General features: G+C 66.8%; 15 protein-coding genes. 9 read left to right on the top strand and 6 right to left on the bottom strand.

Going from position 1 to position 16456, the window contains the following annotated elements; all coding sequences use genetic code 11:
* The first annotated feature begins 11 nt into the window (after positions 1 to 11).
* The 9 genes from rapZ (at position 12) to ACIQCN_RS04405 (ending at position 7932) form a co-directional block, all read left to right on the top strand.
* Positions 12 to 935 (top strand): RNase adapter RapZ, encoded by a 924-nt coding sequence (gene rapZ / locus ACIQCN_RS04365; RefSeq protein WP_400603922.1) that lies wholly within the window; start codon positions 12 to 14, stop codon positions 933 to 935.
* The gene (gene yvcK / locus ACIQCN_RS04370) at positions 935 to 1954 is read left to right on the top strand and encodes a uridine diphosphate-N-acetylglucosamine-binding protein YvcK (RefSeq protein WP_400609588.1); all 1020 of its coding nucleotides are present in this window, start codon (positions 935 to 937) and stop codon (positions 1952 to 1954) included. The genes rapZ and yvcK overlap by 1 nt, the downstream gene beginning before the upstream one ends.
* Before the next feature lie 9 nt (positions 1955 to 1963).
* Positions 1964 to 2944 carry a DNA-binding protein WhiA gene (gene whiA / locus ACIQCN_RS04375; RefSeq protein ID WP_058267256.1) on the top strand — a complete coding sequence of 327 codons (981 nt, stop codon included), beginning with the start codon at positions 1964 to 1966 and terminating at the stop codon, positions 2942 to 2944.
* 100 nt (positions 2945 to 3044) lie between these two features.
* Positions 3045 to 3671 carry a superoxide dismutase gene (locus ACIQCN_RS04380; protein ID WP_400603918.1) on the top strand — a complete coding sequence of 209 codons (627 nt, stop codon included), beginning with the start codon at positions 3045 to 3047 and terminating at the stop codon, positions 3669 to 3671.
* Positions 3672 to 3934: 263 nt separating this feature from the next.
* Positions 3935 to 4945 carry a type I glyceraldehyde-3-phosphate dehydrogenase gene (gap, locus tag ACIQCN_RS04385; protein ID WP_400603916.1) on the top strand — a complete coding sequence of 337 codons (1011 nt, stop codon included), beginning with the start codon at positions 3935 to 3937 and terminating at the stop codon, positions 4943 to 4945.
* A 10-nt stretch (positions 4946 to 4955) separates the two neighbouring features.
* Positions 4956 to 6182, top strand: a complete 1227-nt coding sequence (locus tag ACIQCN_RS04390; protein ID WP_400609590.1) for a phosphoglycerate kinase — start codon at positions 4956 to 4958, stop codon at positions 6180 to 6182.
* 119 nt (positions 6183 to 6301) lie between these two features.
* Positions 6302 to 7117: a triose-phosphate isomerase gene (gene tpiA / locus ACIQCN_RS04395; protein WP_400609592.1), complete on the top strand. Its 816-nt coding sequence runs from the start codon at positions 6302 to 6304 to the stop codon at positions 7115 to 7117.
* A gap of 47 nt (positions 7118 to 7164) precedes the next feature.
* A complete protein-coding gene (gene secG, locus ACIQCN_RS04400; RefSeq protein ID WP_377215808.1) occupies positions 7165 to 7422 on the top strand; it encodes a preprotein translocase subunit SecG in 258 nt (85 codons plus the stop codon).
* 117 nt (positions 7423 to 7539) lie between these two features.
* Positions 7540 to 7932 carry an RNA polymerase-binding protein RbpA gene (locus ACIQCN_RS04405; protein WP_400603910.1) on the top strand — a complete coding sequence of 131 codons (393 nt, stop codon included), beginning with the start codon at positions 7540 to 7542 and terminating at the stop codon, positions 7930 to 7932.
* Here ACIQCN_RS04405 and pgl read toward each other — a convergent pair.
* From pgl to tkt, 6 genes are read right to left on the bottom strand one after another with little or no spacing between them, the layout of a single operon-like run.
* Positions 7885 to 8703, bottom strand: a complete 819-nt coding sequence (gene pgl, locus ACIQCN_RS04410) for a 6-phosphogluconolactonase (protein ID WP_400603908.1) — start codon at positions 8701 to 8703, stop codon at positions 7885 to 7887. The genes ACIQCN_RS04405 and pgl overlap by 48 nt on opposite strands.
* The gene (locus ACIQCN_RS04415; RefSeq protein WP_400603906.1) at positions 8693 to 9634 is read right to left on the bottom strand and encodes a glucose-6-phosphate dehydrogenase assembly protein OpcA; all 942 of its coding nucleotides are present in this window, start codon (positions 9632 to 9634) and stop codon (positions 8693 to 8695) included. Before ACIQCN_RS04415 ends, pgl begins: the two co-directional genes overlap by 11 nt.
* Positions 9631 to 11202: a glucose-6-phosphate dehydrogenase gene (gene zwf, locus ACIQCN_RS04420; RefSeq protein WP_400603903.1), complete on the bottom strand. Its 1572-nt coding sequence runs from the start codon at positions 11200 to 11202 to the stop codon at positions 9631 to 9633. Before zwf ends, ACIQCN_RS04415 begins: the two co-directional genes overlap by 4 nt.
* Positions 11203 to 11217: 15 nt before the next feature.
* Positions 11218 to 12849 carry a glucose-6-phosphate isomerase gene (locus ACIQCN_RS04425; protein ID WP_400609594.1) on the bottom strand — a complete coding sequence of 544 codons (1632 nt, stop codon included), beginning with the start codon at positions 12847 to 12849 and terminating at the stop codon, positions 11218 to 11220.
* 5 nt (positions 12850 to 12854) lie between these two features.
* A complete protein-coding gene (gene tal / locus ACIQCN_RS04430) occupies positions 12855 to 13970 on the bottom strand; it encodes a transaldolase (RefSeq protein WP_400609596.1) in 1116 nt (371 codons plus the stop codon).
* A 23-nt stretch (positions 13971 to 13993) separates the two neighbouring features.
* Positions 13994 to 16111 (bottom strand): transketolase, encoded by a 2118-nt coding sequence (gene tkt, locus ACIQCN_RS04435; protein WP_400609842.1) that lies wholly within the window; start codon positions 16109 to 16111, stop codon positions 13994 to 13996.
* Positions 16112 to 16456 lie beyond the last annotated feature (345 nt).

Here is a 16456-nt window from a genome sequence, read left to right on the forward strand (position 1 = left end):
ACGGGGACTTGATGGCAGGCACAACGGCGGAATCCGGCGCAGGGCAGGACGGGATGGAACCCGTCAAGCCACTGGAGGCGGAGCTGCTGGTGGTCACCGGGATGTCCGGGGCGGGCCGGAGCACTGCCGCGGATGCGCTGGAGGACCACGGCTGGTATGTCGTGGAAAACCTGCCCCCGCAGATGCTCGGCACCCTCGCTGAACTCGTGTCCCATGCGCCCCAGTCCATTCCGCGGCTTGCGGTGGTGGTGGATGTGCGCAGCAAGGGTTTGTTCGCTGACATCCGGGCCGCCCTGGGCGCCCTCGAGGCCAGCGGCATCACATTCCGGGTGCTCTTCCTCGATGCCAGCGACAACGTCCTGGTCCGCCGCTTCGAACAGGGCCGCCGGCCGCATCCGCTGCAGGGTGGCGGCAGGATCCTGGACGGCATCGCCGCCGAACGCGAGCTGCTCCAGGAACTCCGCGACAGCTCCGACGTCGTAATTGACACCTCCAGCTACAACGTCCACGGACTGGCAACCGCCATCACCGAGCTGTTCAGCGAGTCCGGTCCCGTTGCGTTGCGGATCAACGTGATGAGCTTCGGCTTCAAGTACGGCCTGCCCGTGGACGCCAACTACGTGGCCGACGTCCGGTTCATTCCCAACCCGCACTGGGTGCCGCAGCTGCGCCCGCACACCGGCCTGGACAAGGACGTCAGCGACTACGTCCTCGAGGCCGAGGGGGTCAAGAGCTTCGTAGACCGCTACGTGATGGCGCTGGAACCGGTGCTGGACGGCTACCGCAGGGAGAATAAGCACTACGCCACCATTGCTGTCGGCTGCACCGGCGGCAAGCACCGCTCCGTGGCCGTGGCCATGGAAATTTCGAAGAAGCTGGCGCAGTTCCCACGGGTCACCGTGACCACCACGCATCGGGACCTGGGCCGGGAATAATGGGGCTGTTTACGGGAGCCCTGCCCCTGGTGCCGGCGCCGGCCGGCGGTTTCGGCGGCCAGCAGGACAAGGGCCCCAATGTCGTTGCGCTTGGCGGCGGCCACGGCCTGTCGGCCTCCCTGTCGGCGCTGCGCCTGCTCACCTCGGAGCTCACGGCGATCGTCACGGTAGCGGACGACGGCGGCTCTTCCGGGCGCTTGCGGGAAGAGTACGGCGTCCTCCCGCCGGGGGATCTCCGGATGGCACTTTCCGCCCTGTGCGATGACACGGACTGGGGCCGCACCTGGCGGGACGTCATGCAGCACCGGTTCCAGCCGGGCAAGGGCCCGGGCGGATCGCTGGACGAGCACGCCATGGGAAATCTGCTGATCGTTACGCTCTGGGAGCTGCTGGGCGACGCGGTGGGCGGGCTCAAGTGGGCCGGCGCGCTGCTGGGAGCCCGCGGCCAGGTCCTGCCGATGTCCACGGTGCCCCTGACCATCGAGGGAGAGGTGCGCGCCACCGGCCCGGACGGCAGCTCCGTCCTGCAGACGGTGCGCGGCCAGGCAAAGTGTGCGGTGGCCGGATCGCTGGAGCACGTCAGGCTGCTGCCCGAGGATGCGCCGGCCTGCGTCGAGGCGCTGAGCGCCATTGAACTGGCGGACTGGGTCATCCTGGGCCCGGGGTCCTGGTACACCTCGGTCCTGCCGCACCTGTTGCTGCCAGAAATGCGCGAGGCGCTCTGCAGCACACCGGCCAAAAGGTGCCTCACCATGAACCTGGCCACGGACACCAAGGAAACCATGGGCATGTCCGCTGCGGACCACCTGCACGCGCTCCGCCGCTACGCCCCCGGCTTCGGAGTGGACGTGGTGCTGGCCGATCCGGCCTCCGTGCCGGACCGGCTGGAGTTCGAAAGGGCCGCGGGGATGATCGGTGCGGAGGTTGTCTTGGGTAAAGTAGGGGCGTCGGGTCGCCGGCCCGTCCATGACCCCCTGCGTCTGGCAACGGCGTACCAGGACATATTCGGGAACAGTTAGGAAGGTGCCATGGCACTGACAGCATCAGTCAAGGAAGAACTGTCCCGGCTGGACATCAAGAAATCCTCCGTCCGCAAGGCCGAGGTCTCGGCCATGCTCCGGTTCGCCGGCGGCCTCCACATCATCTCCGGCCGAATCGTCATCGAGGCGGAAGTGGACCTGGCGTCCACCGCGCGCCGGCTCCGCGCCGCCATTGCCGAGGTCTACGGGCATCAGAGCGAAATCATCGTGGTTTCGGCCGGGGGCCTGCGCCGCGCCAGCCGGTACGTGGTTCGGGTGGTGCGCGACGGTGAAGCGCTGGCGCGGCAGACCGGCCTGCTTGACGGCAGGGGACGCCCCGTCCGGGGGCTGCCCTCCGCCGTCGTCAACGGATCGGCGGCGGACGCCGAAGCAGTGTGGCGCGGCGCCTTCCTGGCGCACGGCTCGCTCACGGAGCCCGGCCGCTCGTCCTCGCTTGAGGTCACCTGCCCCGGTCCGGAGTCGGCGCTTGCCCTGGTGGGTGCTGCCCGCCGGCTGGACATCCAGGCCAAGGCCCGCGAGGTCAGGGGAGTGGACCGCGTGGTCATCCGCGACGGGGACACCATTGCCGCCCTGCTGACCCGGATGGGCGCCCACGACGCGCTGATGGTCTGGGAGGAACGCCGTATGCGTAAGGAGGTCCGCGCCACGGCCAACCGGCTGGCGAATTTCGACGACGCCAACCTCCGCCGCTCCGCCCAGGCAGCCGTCGCGGCGGGAGCACGCGTGGAGCGGGCGCTGGAAATCCTCGGCGACGACGTCCCTGACCACCTGAAGTACGCCGGTGAACTGCGCGTGGCACACAAACAGGCCAGCCTGGACGAATTGGGCCGCCTGGCGGACCCCGTGATGACCAAGGACGCCATCGCCGGAAGGATCCGGCGCCTGCTGGCCATGGCGGACAAACGCGCCGTTGACCTCGGGATTCCCGGCACGGATGCCAATGTGACGCCCGAAATGCTGGACGAGTAGCGGGCCCATAGAATCGAAATAATTCCGGGCGCCTGACGTCCGGATGCACAATCCGAGAGAGACCAACCGGACCGAGAGGTCCACGATATTGGAGGATTTTGTGACCGAGTACGTTTTGCCCGAACTCAGCTACGACTACGCCGCCCTTGAACCGCACATCTCCGCGCGGATCATGGAGCTGCACCACAGCAAGCACCACGCCGCCTACGTCACCGGCGCCAACAACGCCCTGGCCCAGCTGGCCGAAGCGCGCGAGAAGGGCGACTTTGCCAACATCAACCGCCTGTCGAAGGACCTCGCCTTCCACACCGGCGGCCACGTGAACCACTCCGTGTTCTGGAACAACCTCTCCCCGGACGGCGGCGACAAGCCCGAAGGTGAGCTGGCGGCGGCCATCGACGATGCGTTCGGCTCCTTCGACGCCTTCCGTGCCCAGTTCTCCGCTGCGGCCCTCGGCCTGCAGGGTTCCGGGTGGGGCTTCCTGGCCTACGAGCCCATCGGCGGCAACCTCGTCATCGAACAGCTTTACGACCAGCAGGGCAACGTGGCGCTCGGCACGACGCCGCTGCTCATGCTGGACATGTGGGAGCACGCCTTCTACCTGGACTACGTGAACGTCAAGGCTGACTACGTCAAGGCATTCTGGAACATCGTCAACTGGGCAGATGTCGCCAAGCGCTTCGAGGCAGCACGCACCAACGCCACGGGACTGATCACCCTTCCGTAGTGACACCGGCGACACCAGCGTGTAACAAACTTCACATTCGGACTTAAAACAGCCGCGATGTGGACCGTCCGCCCCCGCAGTTGCGGGGGCGGACCCAGTTAAACGTAAGATGGGTCACGGAAGGCGGTCAGCCTTCAGCAATGAGGCTGGTCGTCCTCCGGTATGTAAATTATCTCTGCCCAATGGCGTGCGGGATCTGTTAGTAGGCTTCATCGCCCGCTCAACTAGTAGTGCTTTTCGAAAGCACCAAGGAGACTGAAAAAGTGACGACCCGTATTGGTATCAACGGCTTTGGCCGCATTGGCCGCAACTACTTCCGCGCAGCACTCGCACAGGGCGCGGACCTCGAGATCGTTGCCGTCAACGACCTCACCAGCCCCGAAGCCCTCGCGCACCTCTTCAAGTACGACTCCGTGGGCGGCCGCCTGAAGGAAACCATCGAGGTCAAGGACGGCAACATCGTCGTCAACGGCAACGTCGTCAAGGTCCTGGCCGAGCGCGACCCCGCCAACCTGCCCTGGGGCGAGCTGGGCGTGGACATCGTCATCGAATCCACCGGCTTCTTCACCAAGGCCGCGGCTGCACAGAAGCACATCGACGCCGGCGCCAAGAAGGTCCTCATCTCCGCACCCGCATCGGATGAAGACATCACGATCGTCATGGGCGTGAACCACAACCTCTATGACAACGCAACGCACCACATCATCTCCAACGCCTCCTGCACCACCAACTGCCTCGGCCCGCTGGCCAAGGTGGTCAACGACGAGTTCGGCATCGAGCGTGGCCTGATGACCACCGTTCACGCCTACACCGCAGACCAGAACCTCCAGGACGGCCCGCACAACGACCTGCGCCGCGCCCGCGCCGCAGCCATCAACATGGTCCCCACTTCCACCGGCGCAGCCAAGGCCATCGGCCTGGTCCTGCCCGAACTGAAGGGCAAGCTGGACGGCTACGCCATCCGCGTTCCCGTTCCCACCGGCTCCGCCACGGACCTCACGGTCACCGTGTCCCGCGAGACCACCGTTGAGGAAGTCAACGCCGCGCTGAAGCGCGCCGCGGAGTCCGAGGAACTGCAGGGCTTCCTGACCTACACGGACGAGCCGATCGTTTCCTCGGACATCGTGGGCGACCCCGCGTCCTCCATCTTCGACGCCGGCCTCACCAAGGTAATCGGCAACCAGGTCAAGGTTGTTTCCTGGTATGACAACGAATGGGGTTACTCGAACCGGCTCGTTGACCTCACGGAGCTTGTCGCATCCAAGCTGGGCTAGGGTTAGACACATGACATCTCACACCCTCAACGAACTACTCGCTGAAGGTGTCCGCGGGCGGTACATTCTGGTTCGAAGTGACCTTAATGTGCCGCTCGACGGCTCTACAGTCACTGACGACGGCCGCATCAAGGCCTCCCTTCCAGTGCTGTCAAAGCTCACGGACGCCGGTGCCCGCGTGCTGGTAACAGCCCACCTCGGCCGCCCCAAGGGTGCGCCGGACGAAAAGTTCTCGCTCAAGCCTGCCGTGGCCCGGCTGGCCGAACTGGCCGGCTTCAAGGTCACCCTCGCCGGTGACACGGTGGGCAGCTCAGCCCGCGAAGCCGCAGCAAGGCTGCAGGACGGCGAAGCCCTCGTGCTGGAAAACGTGCGCTTTGACGCCCGCGAAACCAGCAAGGATGACGCCGAGCGGGGTGCCTTTGCCGACGAGCTGGTAGCGCTCACCGGTGACAACGGCGCCTTCGTGGACGACGCGTTCGGTGCCGTCCACCGCAAGCACGCATCCGTGTACGACGTCGCCACCCGCCTTCCGTCGTACCTGGGCGACCTGGTACACACCGAAGTCGAGGTCCTGCGCAAGCTCACCGCCGACTCCCGGCGCCCCTATGTCGTGGTGCTGGGCGGTTCGAAGGTTTCTGACAAGCTGGCCGTCATCGACAACCTGATCGGCAAGGCGGACACTATCCTGGTGGGCGGCGGCATGCTGTTCACGTTCCTGGCGGCTGCCGGCCACAAGGTTGCCGGCAGCCTGCTCGAGGAAGACCAGATCGCCGTGGTCCAGGACTACCTGAAGCGCGCAGCCGACGCCGGCACGGAGTTCGTCGTGCCTACGGACGTGGTGGTGGCAGAGAAGTTCGCCGCCGACGCCGCGCATGAAACGGTCGCCGCGGACGCCATCGAGTCCAGCAGCTTCGGAGCCAACGGAATCGGCCTTGATATCGGACCGGATTCCGCGGCCTCCTTCGCGGAGCGGATCAAGGGCGCCAAGACCGTGTTCTGGAACGGACCCATGGGTGTCTTCGAATTCGAGGCCTTCGCCCACGGGACCCGGGCCATTGCCCAGGCCCTGACCGAAACCGGCGCGTTCACGGTGGTTGGCGGCGGCGACTCCGCAGCGGCCGTCCGTACCCTCGGCTTCGCCGATGACCAGTTCGGCCACATCTCCACCGGAGGCGGGGCAAGCCTGGAATACCTTGAAGGCAAGGAACTGCCGGGACTGAGCGTCCTCGACCGCTAACGGACGTCCGGTAACAGTCCGCCCGGCACACGATGCCGGGAGTGCATCACCTTTCGGCCGGCCGGTTGCCTCGGCAGCCGGCCGGCCGGTCCCATACCCAAGACATTTACGGAGCAAACGTGACTACGTCAACCAACGGCGCCTTCGACCGCAAGCCCTTCATCGCGGGCAACTGGAAAATGAACATGGACCACGTCCAGGGCATCACGCTGCTGCAGAAGCTCGCATGGACCCTCTCGGACGCCAAGCACGACTACGGCCGGGTTGAGGTGGCTGTCTTCCCGCCGTTCACAGATCTTCGCGGCGTACAGACCCTGGTTCAAGGCGACGACCTGGACATCGCCTACGGCGGCCAGGACCTGTCCCAGTTCGACTCCGGCGCCTACACCGGCGACATCTCCGGCCAGTTCCTTGCAAAGCTCGGCTGCAGCTACGTGCTGGTTGGCCACAGCGAACGCCGCACCATCCACCAGGAGACGGACGAGGTCCTCAACGCCAAGGTAAAGGCGGCCTTCCGCCACGGCGTTACGCCGGTGCTCTGCCTCGGTGAGGGCCTGGAGATCCGCCAGGCAGGCACCCACGTGCAGCACACCCTGGACCAGCTCCGTGCCGGCGTCGAGGGACTCACCAACGACCAGGCCGCCGAACTCGTCGTCGCCTACGAGCCCGTCTGGGCCATTGGCACCGGAGAGGTGGCAGGGCCGGAGGACGCCCAGGAGATGTGCCAAGCCATCCGCGCCGAGCTTGATTCCACCTTCGGCCCCGACGTGGCAGCCAGGACGCGGCTGCTGTACGGCGGTTCGGTCAAGGCTGCCAACGCTGCCGCCATCCTCCGTGAGCGCGACGTGGACGGACTGCTCGTGGGCGGCGCCAGCCTGGACCCGGCCGAGTTTGCTAATATTGTCAGGTTCGAGAGCCACCTGGTCACGGACTAGTCCGGACCCGGTAAACGCTCCCGCATCCCAACTCCTGAAAGGCCGTCGTGGACGTTCTTCAAGTCATCCTCCAGATCCTCCTGGGCATCACCAGCCTCCTGCTGACGCTGCTCATCCTCCTGCACAAGGGACGGGGCGGGGGACTCTCGGATATGTTCGGCGGCGGCATGAGCTCCGGACTGAGCTCCTCCGGAGTGGCCGAGCGCAACCTGAACAGGTTCACCGTCATCCTTGGCGTCACCTGGGGCCTCGTTATCATCGCGCTCGGCCTGATGATGCGGTTCGCGGGAGCAGGCGACTCCTGATCCCGCACTGCACCGCACACTAACCGCACGGCTCTGCCGCCGTGCGGCGAAGCCAACTAAACTGTGGCTGTCGGATACCGACAGCCACAGTTTTGTTTAACGAGGCAGGAGAACCCGATGCTGCATCCGTCTTCCGGTTTCCGTGGTACCAGGGCCGGCGTTACCGAAGGCACAGGGTCGAGCCTGGAGAACGGGGACCCCGGCAAGTCCGTCCCGAGGATGCGTGTAACCTACACGTGCGCCAGCGGACATCTCACCCAGCCGGTATTCTGCGAACTTCCGGAGGACCAGATCCCGGCGGAGTGGGAATGCCGCCGGTGCGGGGGGCCGGCCACCAGAGACGGGCTGCCGCCGGACGCTCACGCTACATCCGAAGAAGGCTACAAGACCCACCTGGAATACGTTAAGGAACGGCGCTCCGGCGAGGACGCCGAAGCTGTCCTGGCCGGAGCGCTGGAGAGGCTACGCGCCCGCGGCGTCCTTCCGGACGAGCTGCTGCGGGACACGTGAGGCAGCATTCTCGTCGATAAGCCACAGCGTCCGGGACGTGCCGCGTGGCCCTGCTGCCGGCACCTGGACGGGATTGGCCCCGGCAAGGGCGAGCCCCACGGCGCCGGCCTTGTCTTCGCCGGCCACCACCATCCATACTTCGGCAGCGGTGTTGATGGTGGGCAGCGTCAGCGATACGCGAAGCGGCGGCGGCTTGGGGGAGTTGCGAACCCCCACTACCGTGAGTTCCTTTTCGCGGATGCCTGCCTGCTCCGGGAAGAGCGAGGCGACGTGCGCGTCCGGACCCACGCCCAGCAGGACAACGTCCAGCCTTGGCAGGCTCCCAGGGTTCTCAGGCCTGTCGTCCGACATGTCCGCAGCGTGCTCGGCGGCGGCTGCGTCCCGAAGTTGCCGGGCGTAGTCCTCGGCAGCTTCCTCGGGGGTGGCAAAGTCGTCCGACGATCCCGGCTGATGCACGCGGTCCGGGTCCACCGGAATGTGGGACAGCAGGGCGTCAAAGGCCTGCCTGGTGTTGCGGTCGGCGTCGTCGGCCGCGACGAACCGCTCGTCGCCCCACCAGAAGTTGACCTTGGCCCAGTCCACGGCAGGAGCGGCCGGGGAATCGGCAACAGCCTTCAGCGTGCCGATGCCGACAGTGCCCCCGGTCAGGACCACGGTGGCTTCACCGTGTTTGTCCTGCACGTCGACAAGCTTGGTGATCAGGCGGGCCGCGATGGCCGCCATCAGTACGGACGAATCAGGGTGGATGCTTACTCGTGGCTCAACGCTCACTGGGTCGGACGCTCCTTAGATTGGTACGTGGCAGTCCAATAGTAATCACTTCGCCGAACACTTCGTCCGGGTCGAGCCGGCGGAGTTCCTCCGCAAGGCAGTCGCGGAGGCTCCGGCGCGGCAGCGAGATCCGCTGTGCGGGCTGGCCTGGCTGGGTCAGCTCCGCCACGGACAGGCCCGGGCGGAAGAGCTGGACGTCGCCGCCGGGACGGGTGAGCCGCACCCGGCGGATGCCCGTCCCCGCCGGATCCGCCACGATGGTGACGGGTGCCTCCAGGGTCAGGGTGAGCCACGCGGCCAGCAGGATGGTGCTCGGCGAATCCGAGGCGCCTTCGACCGCCACGGCGGTCACGGGGGAGGGATCCGCCTGGTCCAGGACGGCGGCCAGCTGGATCCGCCAGTTGGTCAGGCGCGTCCAGGCGAGGTCCGTGTCCCCGGCCTTATAGGTGCTCCGGATGTTTTCCAGCGCCGCGTACGGATCCGCCTCGTTGGCCGAATCGGTGATGCGGCGGTGGGCGATCCGGCCGATGGAGGTCTCGCACGCGTTTTCCGGTGCGCCGTGCGGCCACCAGGCCACGATCGGTGCGTCGGGCAGGAGCAGTGCCGCTACCAGGGACTCGCTCTCGTGGGCGAGTTCGCCATAGCCGCGGAGGACGATGACCTCGGAGGCTCCGGCGTCGCCGCCGACACGGATCTGCGCGTCGAGGCGGTCCGCGTGCTCCTTGCCGGCATCGGCGAGGACGATGATGCGGCAGGGGTGCTCCCGGCTGGCCTCGTTGGCGGCCTCGATGGCGTCTTCCTCCTGGCCTGACTTGGTGACCACCACCAGGGTCAGGACCCGGCCCAGGGCGATCACGCCGCCCTGCTCGCGCAGGGCCATGATCTTCTTGGAAACCTTTGAGGTGGTGGTGTCCGGCAGGTCTACAATCATGGCCTTCTCCAGGTTCGTCCGTCGCGTGCCAGCAGTTCGTCAGCCGATGGCGGTCCCCAGCTGCCGGGCGCATACGGCTCGGGCTGTTCGTTCAGCTCCGCCCAGTACTCCTCGAACGGGTCGAGGATCTTCCAGGACAGTTCCACTTCCTCATGCCGCGGGAACAGCGGCGGTTCGCCCAGCAGCACGTCCAGGATGAGCCGCTCATACGCTTCGGGGCTGGACTCGGTGAAGGAGTGGCCGTAGCCGAAGTCCATGGTCACGTCGCGGACTTCCATCTGCGTGCCGGGCACCTTGGACCCGAAACGGATGGTCACGCCCTCGTCGGGCTGGACGCGGATCACCACCGCGTTCTGGCCGAAGTCGTCCTCGCTGTGGTCGCGGAAGAGCAGGTTGGGGGCGCGCTTGAACACTACGGCGATCTCGGTGACGCGGCGGCCCAGGCGCTTACCGGCGCGAAGGTAGAACGGCACACCCGCCCAGCGGCGGGTATGGATGTCCACCCGGATCGCGGCGAAAGTCTCGGTGGTGGAATCTGCCGGGATGCCGTCCTCCTCCAGATAGCCCTGGACCTGCTCGCCGCCCTGCCAGCCGCCGGTGAACTGGCCGCGGGCCGAATGCGCGGAAAGGTCATCCGGAAGCTTGACGGCGGCCAGAACCTTTTCTTTTTCGGCGCGCAGGTCATCGGCGTTAAAGGAAATAGGCTCCTCCATCGCGGTCAGGGCGAGCAGCTGCAGCAGGTGGTTCTGGATGACGTCGCGGGCCGCGCCCACGCCGTCGTAATAGCCCGCCCGGCCGCCGGTGCCGATGTCCTCGGCCATGGTGATCTGGACGTGGTCCACGTAGTTGGCATTCCACAGCGGCTCGAACAGCTGGTTCGCAAAGCGCAGGGCCAGGATGTTCTGGACCGTTTCCTTGCCCAGGTAGTGGTCGATCCGGAACACCGCATCCGGCGGAAACACGGATTCGACGATGTCATTCAGCTGCCGGGCCGACTCAAGGTCGTGCCCGAACGGCTTCTCGATGACCACACGGCGCCACTTGTCGCCGTCGGCCTGCGCCAGGCCGTGCTTGGACAGCTGGCGGCAGACCTGCTCGAACGCCTTCGGCGGGATGGACAGGTAGAAGGCATGGTTCCCGCGGGTACCGCGCACCGAATCCAGTTCATCGATGACGTTCCCCAACCGCTCAAAGGCATCATCGTCGTCGAACTCGCCCTGCACAAAGCGGATGCCCTCAGACAGCTGGTTCCAGACCGCCTCGTCAAACGGGGTCCGCGCGTAGGCCTCCACGGAAGTCCTCACCTGGCCCGCGAAGTCCTCGTCGCTCCAGTCCCGCCGGCCGAAGCCCACCAGCGCGAAGCTGGGCGGCAACAGGCCACGGTTGGCCAGGTCATACACCGCGGGCATGAGCTTCTTGCGGGCAAGGTCACCGGTGACGCCGAAGAGCACCAGCGAGGACGGACCGGCAATCCGGTTCAAACGGCGGTCCCGCGGATCCCGGAGCGGATTCCGCAGCGGTTTCCCGGGACGCGCCCCGGTTGTTCTGCCGTATTCAGTTTCTGGCATGGTTCCTTCGGTGCCTTAGCTTTCGGTAGCGGATGCCCGTGCGGTGAGGGCAAGGATGATGTCCTGCAACTGTGCCACACCTGCGGCGCGGTCCGTGAGGTGCAGGCGCAGGACGGGCCTGCCGTGCTGCTCCAGGACCTGGGCGTCACCGGCCGCCTGGGCTGCGATCAGTTCACCGAAGGTGAACGGCCGGTCCGGAATTGCGAGGTCCTCAGCGGCCTGGGCCGTCACCTGGAGGAACACACCCACGGCCGGCCCGCCCTTGTGGAACTGCCCGGTGGAATGCAGGAACCTCGGGCCCCAGCCGAACGTCACGGGGCGCCCCGTCACGGCGGCCAGGCCGTCGCGGATGCCCTCAAGTGGAGCGAAGGCCAGCCGGTCGAAGTAGGCCTGGACGCTGAGGTAGCTCTCGTTGTCCAGCGTGCCCAGGAGGGCGGTGACCGCCCCTTCGGCGGTGGCGGCGTCACCCAGCCAGTCGCCGCCGCGCACCTCGATGGCGCCGTCCACGAACGCGGCCGGGGTGGGCTCAGGCTGCGCGTCCAACAGGCCGCGCGCGGCAACCTTGGCCGCCTCGACGTCGGGCTGGTCGAAGGGGTTGATCCCCAGCAGCCGGCCCGCCACGGCGGTGGCGAACTCCCACACCATCATCTGCGTTGGCAGCCCGCCGGCGATTGCCACCTGGTTTTCGCCGGGTTCGACGTCGGCGTCCGCGGCTACCAGCCGCACCACCAGGACGTCGGGGGCGCCTGCGCCCACCTCGGGGGAGGCGGGACCGGCAACCACCGGGAGGACTCCGGTCCCCAGCTTGCCGGTGGATTCCGCGATGAGCTGTTCCGCCCAGTCGGCGAAGCCCACGATGCCGGAACCGTCTTCGGCAATAACGATCTTGTCCCGCAGCGGGCTGGTGCCGCCGAGGACCGCACCCAGGGCGAGGCCGATGTTTTCCGGGGCGTCCTCGTTGAGGATTTCCGCGGCCTCCTCGGCCTCGTCCAGGAACGCTTGGATGTCCACGCCGGCCAGGCCGGATGGAACCAGTCCAAAGGCAGTGAGGGCGGAGTAGCGCCCGCCGACGTTCGGGTCCGCGTTGAACACGGCACGGTAGCCCGCTTCACGCGATGCCTTGTCCAGCGGGGAACCGGGATCCGTCACGATGATGATGCGGCTCCTGGCATCGATCCCGGCTTCGTTGAACGCGTGCTCGAAGATCCTGCGCTGCGAGTCGGTTTCCAGGGTTGAACCGGACTTGGACGAGACCACGACGGCGGTCTGTTCCAGCCGGTCCGCCAGGGCAGCACGGACCTGGTCCGGGTCCGTGCTGTCCAGCACAGTCAGCTCAACGCCCGCCGTGCCGGCGATCACTTCCGGGGCGAGCGAGGAGCCGCCCATGCCGCAGAGGACGATGCGCGTGATTCCCTCCGCCCGCAGGTCGTCGCGGAGTTCCAGGATCTGCGGCACCAACGGCTGCGAGACGGTGGCCGCATCCACCCAGCCGAGCCGGATCGCGGACTCCGCTTCGGCGTCGGGCCCCCACAGGGTGTGGTCCTTGGCGAAGATCCGTGTGGCTACACGGTCCGCCACCAAAGCGGGAAGGTGCTGTTCAACGGCCCTCTGGGCGGCGCCGGTGGCGTCGTAGCTGAGAGTGCTCATAGGGGCTAGGAGGCCTTCCGTGCAGCGGCGAGGGCGCCTTCGACGTCGGCCAGGAGTTCCTTCCAGCTGGCCACGAACTTATCCAGGCCTTCGGATTCCAGGATGGCGACGACGTCGTTGTAGGAGACGCCGAGTTTCTCGAGGGCATCGAGGGTGGCGTTTGCTTCCGCGTAGGTGCCGGTGATGGTGTCGCCCGTGACGACGCCGTGGTCGAAAGTCGCGTCCAGGGTCTTCTCAGGCATGGTGTTGACCACGCCGGCGGCAACCAGTCCGGTCACGTAGAGGGTGTCGGGGTAGGCCGGGTCCTTGACGCCGGTAGAAGCCCACAGCGGCCGCTGGGGGCGTGCGCCCGCTTCGGCGAGCAGTGCCCAGCGCTCCGTGGCGAAGAGCTCCTCGTAGACCTGGTAGGCCAGGCGGGCGTTCGCGACGCCGGCCTTGCCCTTGAGTGCCTTGGCTTCCTCGGTGCCGATGGCGTCGAGGCGCTTGTCGATCTCGGTGTCCACGCGGGATACGAAGAAGGACGCCACGGAGTGGATCTTCGACAGGTCGTGGCCGTTTCCCCGGGCCTGCTCCAGGCCGGACTGGAAGGCGTTGATGACGGCGCGGTACCGCTCGAGGGAGAAGATCAGCGTCACGTTGACGCTGATGCCTTCGGCGAGGGTGGCCGTGATGGCTTCCAGGCCCTCTAGGGTGGCGGGGATCTTGATCAGGACGTTGTCCTTGTTGACCTTCTTGTAGAGGTGTTTGGCCTCGGCGATGGTTCCGGCGGTGTCCCAGGCGAGGCGGGGGTCCACCTCGATGGAGACGCGGCCGTCCACGCCGTTCGTGGCTGCGGCTACCGGGGCGAACAGGTCGCAGGCATCGGCCACGTCCGTGGTGGTGATTTCGAAGATGGTCTCTTCGATGGAAGCGCCTGCTGCGGCCTGCGCCGCGATGGTGGCGTCGTAGTCCGTGCCGGCCGTGATGGCGGCGTGGAAGATGGACGGGTTGGTGGTCACGCCGACCACGTTCTTCTCCTCGATGAGCTTGCGGAGCGTGCCCGTTTCGAGGCGGCCGCGGGAGAGGTCATCGAGCCAGATGGAAACGCCGGCGTCGGACAGCTGCTGGGTGGGAGTAGTCATGTTCTTGTCTCCTGGAGATCGGGTTAGGCCTGGAGGCCTGCGAGGGAGTCCTTGGCGGCGGCGGCCACGGCCTCGGCCGTGATGCCGAACTCCTGGAAGAGCCGCTTGTAGTCGGCGGAGGCGCCGTAGTGTTCCAGGCTGATGGAGCGGCCGGCGTCGCCGACGAATTCCCTCCAGCCCAGGGCCAGACCGGCCTCGACGGACACGCGCGCCTTGACGGCGGCCGGGAGGACGGATTCGCGGTAGGCGGCGTCCTGCTTGTTGAACCACTCGACGCAGGGCATGGAGACCACGCGGGTGGCGATGCCTTCGGCCTGCAGCGTTTCGCGGGCCCGGACAGCCAGCTGCACCTCGGAACCGGTGGCGATCAGGATGGCATCGGCCGGCACGGTGGCGCCGTCCTTCGACGCCTCGGCCAGGACGTAGCCGCCCTTCGCCACACCTGCGGTGGAAGCGAAGGTGTCGCCGTCGGCGTCGCCCGTTCCGCGTTCCCAGGTGGGGATGTTCTGCCGGGTGAGCACGATGCCGGCCGGGTTGCTGTGGTTCTCCAGCATGGTCTTCCATGCGGCGGCCACCTCGTTGGCGTCGCCGGGGCGGACCACGTCCAGGCCGACGATGGCGCGCAGCGAGGCGAGCTGCTCTACGGGTTGGTGGGTGGGGCCATCTTCGCCGAGGCCGATCGAGTCGTGGGTCCACACGTAGAGGGACGGGACGCCCATCAGGGCGCCGAGGCGGATGGCCGGGCGCTGGTAGTCGGAGAAGATCAGGAACGTGCCGGAGAACGCGCGGGTCCGGCCGTGGAGGCTGATGCCGTTCACGATCGAGGCGGCTGCGTGCTCGCGGATGCCGAAGTGCAGGACGCGGCCGTACGGGTTACCGGACCAGGCATCGGTCTGCTTGGAGGCGGGGACGAACGACGGCGAACCTTCGATCGTGGTGTTGTTGGACTCGGCGAGGTCGGCTGAGCCGCCCCACAGTTCCGGCATGACCGGGCCGAGTGCGTTCAGCACTTTGCCTGACGCGGCGCGGGTGGAGACGTCCTTGCCGGCGGGGAACACAGGCAGGGCCCCGTCGATGCCGGCGGGCAACTCCTTGGCTTCGATCCGCTGCAGGAGTTCGGCGCCTTCGGGGTTCGCCGCCTGCCATGCGTTGAAGGACTCTTCCCATTCCTTGCGGGCAGCGGCACCGCGCTCCACGACGGAGCGGGCGTGGGCCAGGACTTCCTGGTCCACCTCGAAGGATTTCGCCGGGTCGAAGCCCAGGACCTCCTTCAGCGCGGCCACTTCCTCGGCGCCAAGGGCGGAACCGTGGATCTTGCCGGTGTTCTGCTTCTTCGGCGCCGGGTAGCCGATGATGGTGCGCAGGGAAACGATGGACGGCTTGCTGGTCTCCGCCTTCGCGGCCAGCAGGGCCGAGTACAGCTCCTGTACGTCTTCGACGTACTCGCCGGTCTTGGTCCAGTCCACGCGCTGGACGTGCCAGCCGTAAGCTTCGTAGCGCTTGAGGACATCTTCGGTGAAAGCGATGTCGGTGTCGTCCTCGATGGAGATGTGGTTCTCGTCGTAAACGACAACAAGGTTGCCCAGCTCCTGGTGGCCGGCCAGCGAGGAAGCCTCAGCCGTGACGCCTTCCTGGAGGTCGCCGTCGGATGCTATGACCCAGATGGTGTGGTCGAACGGGCTGGTGCCGGGAGCGGCGTCGGCGTCGAACAGGCCGCGCTGGCGGCGCTGGGAGTACGCGAAGCCCACCGAGGAGGCCAGGCCCTGGCCCAGGGGGCCGGTGGTGATTTCCACGCCCGCCGTGTGCTTGTATTCGGGGTGGCCGGGCGTGAGCGAACCCCAGGTGCGCAGCGACTCGAGGTCCTTCAGTTCCAGTCCGTAGCCGGAAAGGAACAGCTGGATGTACAGCGTCAGCGACGTGTGGCCGGGGGAGAGGATGAACCGGTCACGGCCGATCCACTCGGGGTTCCGGGGGTCGTGGCGCATCAGCTTCTGGAAGAGCAGGTACGCGGCCGGAGCGAGGCTCATTGCCGTGCCGGGGTGGCCGTTGCCCACCTTCTCTACGGCATCGGCAGCGAGGACGCGGACGGTGTCCACGGCGCGCTGGTCCAAGGTGGTCCATGACAGTTCTTGCTCTTCCAAATGTGGCACGAAAACCGGGCCCCTCTCTGTGCTGATGGCAGGCGGCACACCGGGTCCGTGTGAAGGCACGTTGCATGGCGCCTGCTGCGGTGTGTACCAGCCGTTCACCATCGAAACGTTGATCTATCACTCAGCCACCGGCCAGCCCGGGACGCGCTTTAAAGCTGTTCCCGGCTGCGTGCTGATCTGGTGACAGCTTAGCTCTATTCCACCTTGTGGGCCGCGCAAATCTCACGTTCTGGACGCAATTTCCCCTTTTGTGAATGAGGTTTAAGTGCGGCTGAGTTAATCTGCTCGAAACGCTGCGCGCACGATCACCAGAGGCTATCGGCGGGCGGCCGGAAG

The organism is Pseudarthrobacter sp. NPDC092424 (assembly GCF_044754925.1).
Classification (GTDB): domain Bacteria; phylum Actinomycetota; class Actinomycetes; order Actinomycetales; family Micrococcaceae; genus Arthrobacter.

What these genes read in the sequence shown, in the direction of transcription:
- ACIQCN_RS04415 (WP_400603906.1), bottom strand. Translation starts at nt 9,634, where the DNA reads ATGATTGTAGACCTGCCGGACACCACCACCTCAAAGGTTTCCAAGAAG.
- ACIQCN_RS04390 (WP_400609590.1), top strand. Translation starts at nt 4,956, where the DNA reads ATGACATCTCACACCCTCAACGAACTACTCGCTGAAGGTGTCCGCGGG.
- whiA (WP_058267256.1), top strand. Translation starts at nt 1,964, where the DNA reads ATGGCACTGACAGCATCAGTCAAGGAAGAACTGTCCCGGCTGGACATC.
- ACIQCN_RS04405 (WP_400603910.1), top strand. Translation starts at nt 7,540, where the DNA reads ATGCTGCATCCGTCTTCCGGTTTCCGTGGTACCAGGGCCGGCGTTACC.
- ACIQCN_RS04425 (WP_400609594.1), bottom strand. Translation starts at nt 12,849, where the DNA reads ATGAGCACTCTCAGCTACGACGCCACCGGCGCCGCCCAGAGGGCCGTT.
- tal (WP_400609596.1), bottom strand. Translation starts at nt 13,970, where the DNA reads ATGACTACTCCCACCCAGCAGCTGTCCGACGCCGGCGTTTCCATCTGG.
- yvcK (WP_400609588.1), top strand. Translation starts at nt 935, where the DNA reads ATGGGGCTGTTTACGGGAGCCCTGCCCCTGGTGCCGGCGCCGGCCGGC.
- zwf (WP_400603903.1), bottom strand. Translation starts at nt 11,202, where the DNA reads ATGCCAGAAACTGAATACGGCAGAACAACCGGGGCGCGTCCCGGGAAA.
- rapZ (WP_400603922.1), top strand. Translation starts at nt 12, where the DNA reads ATGGCAGGCACAACGGCGGAATCCGGCGCAGGGCAGGACGGGATGGAA.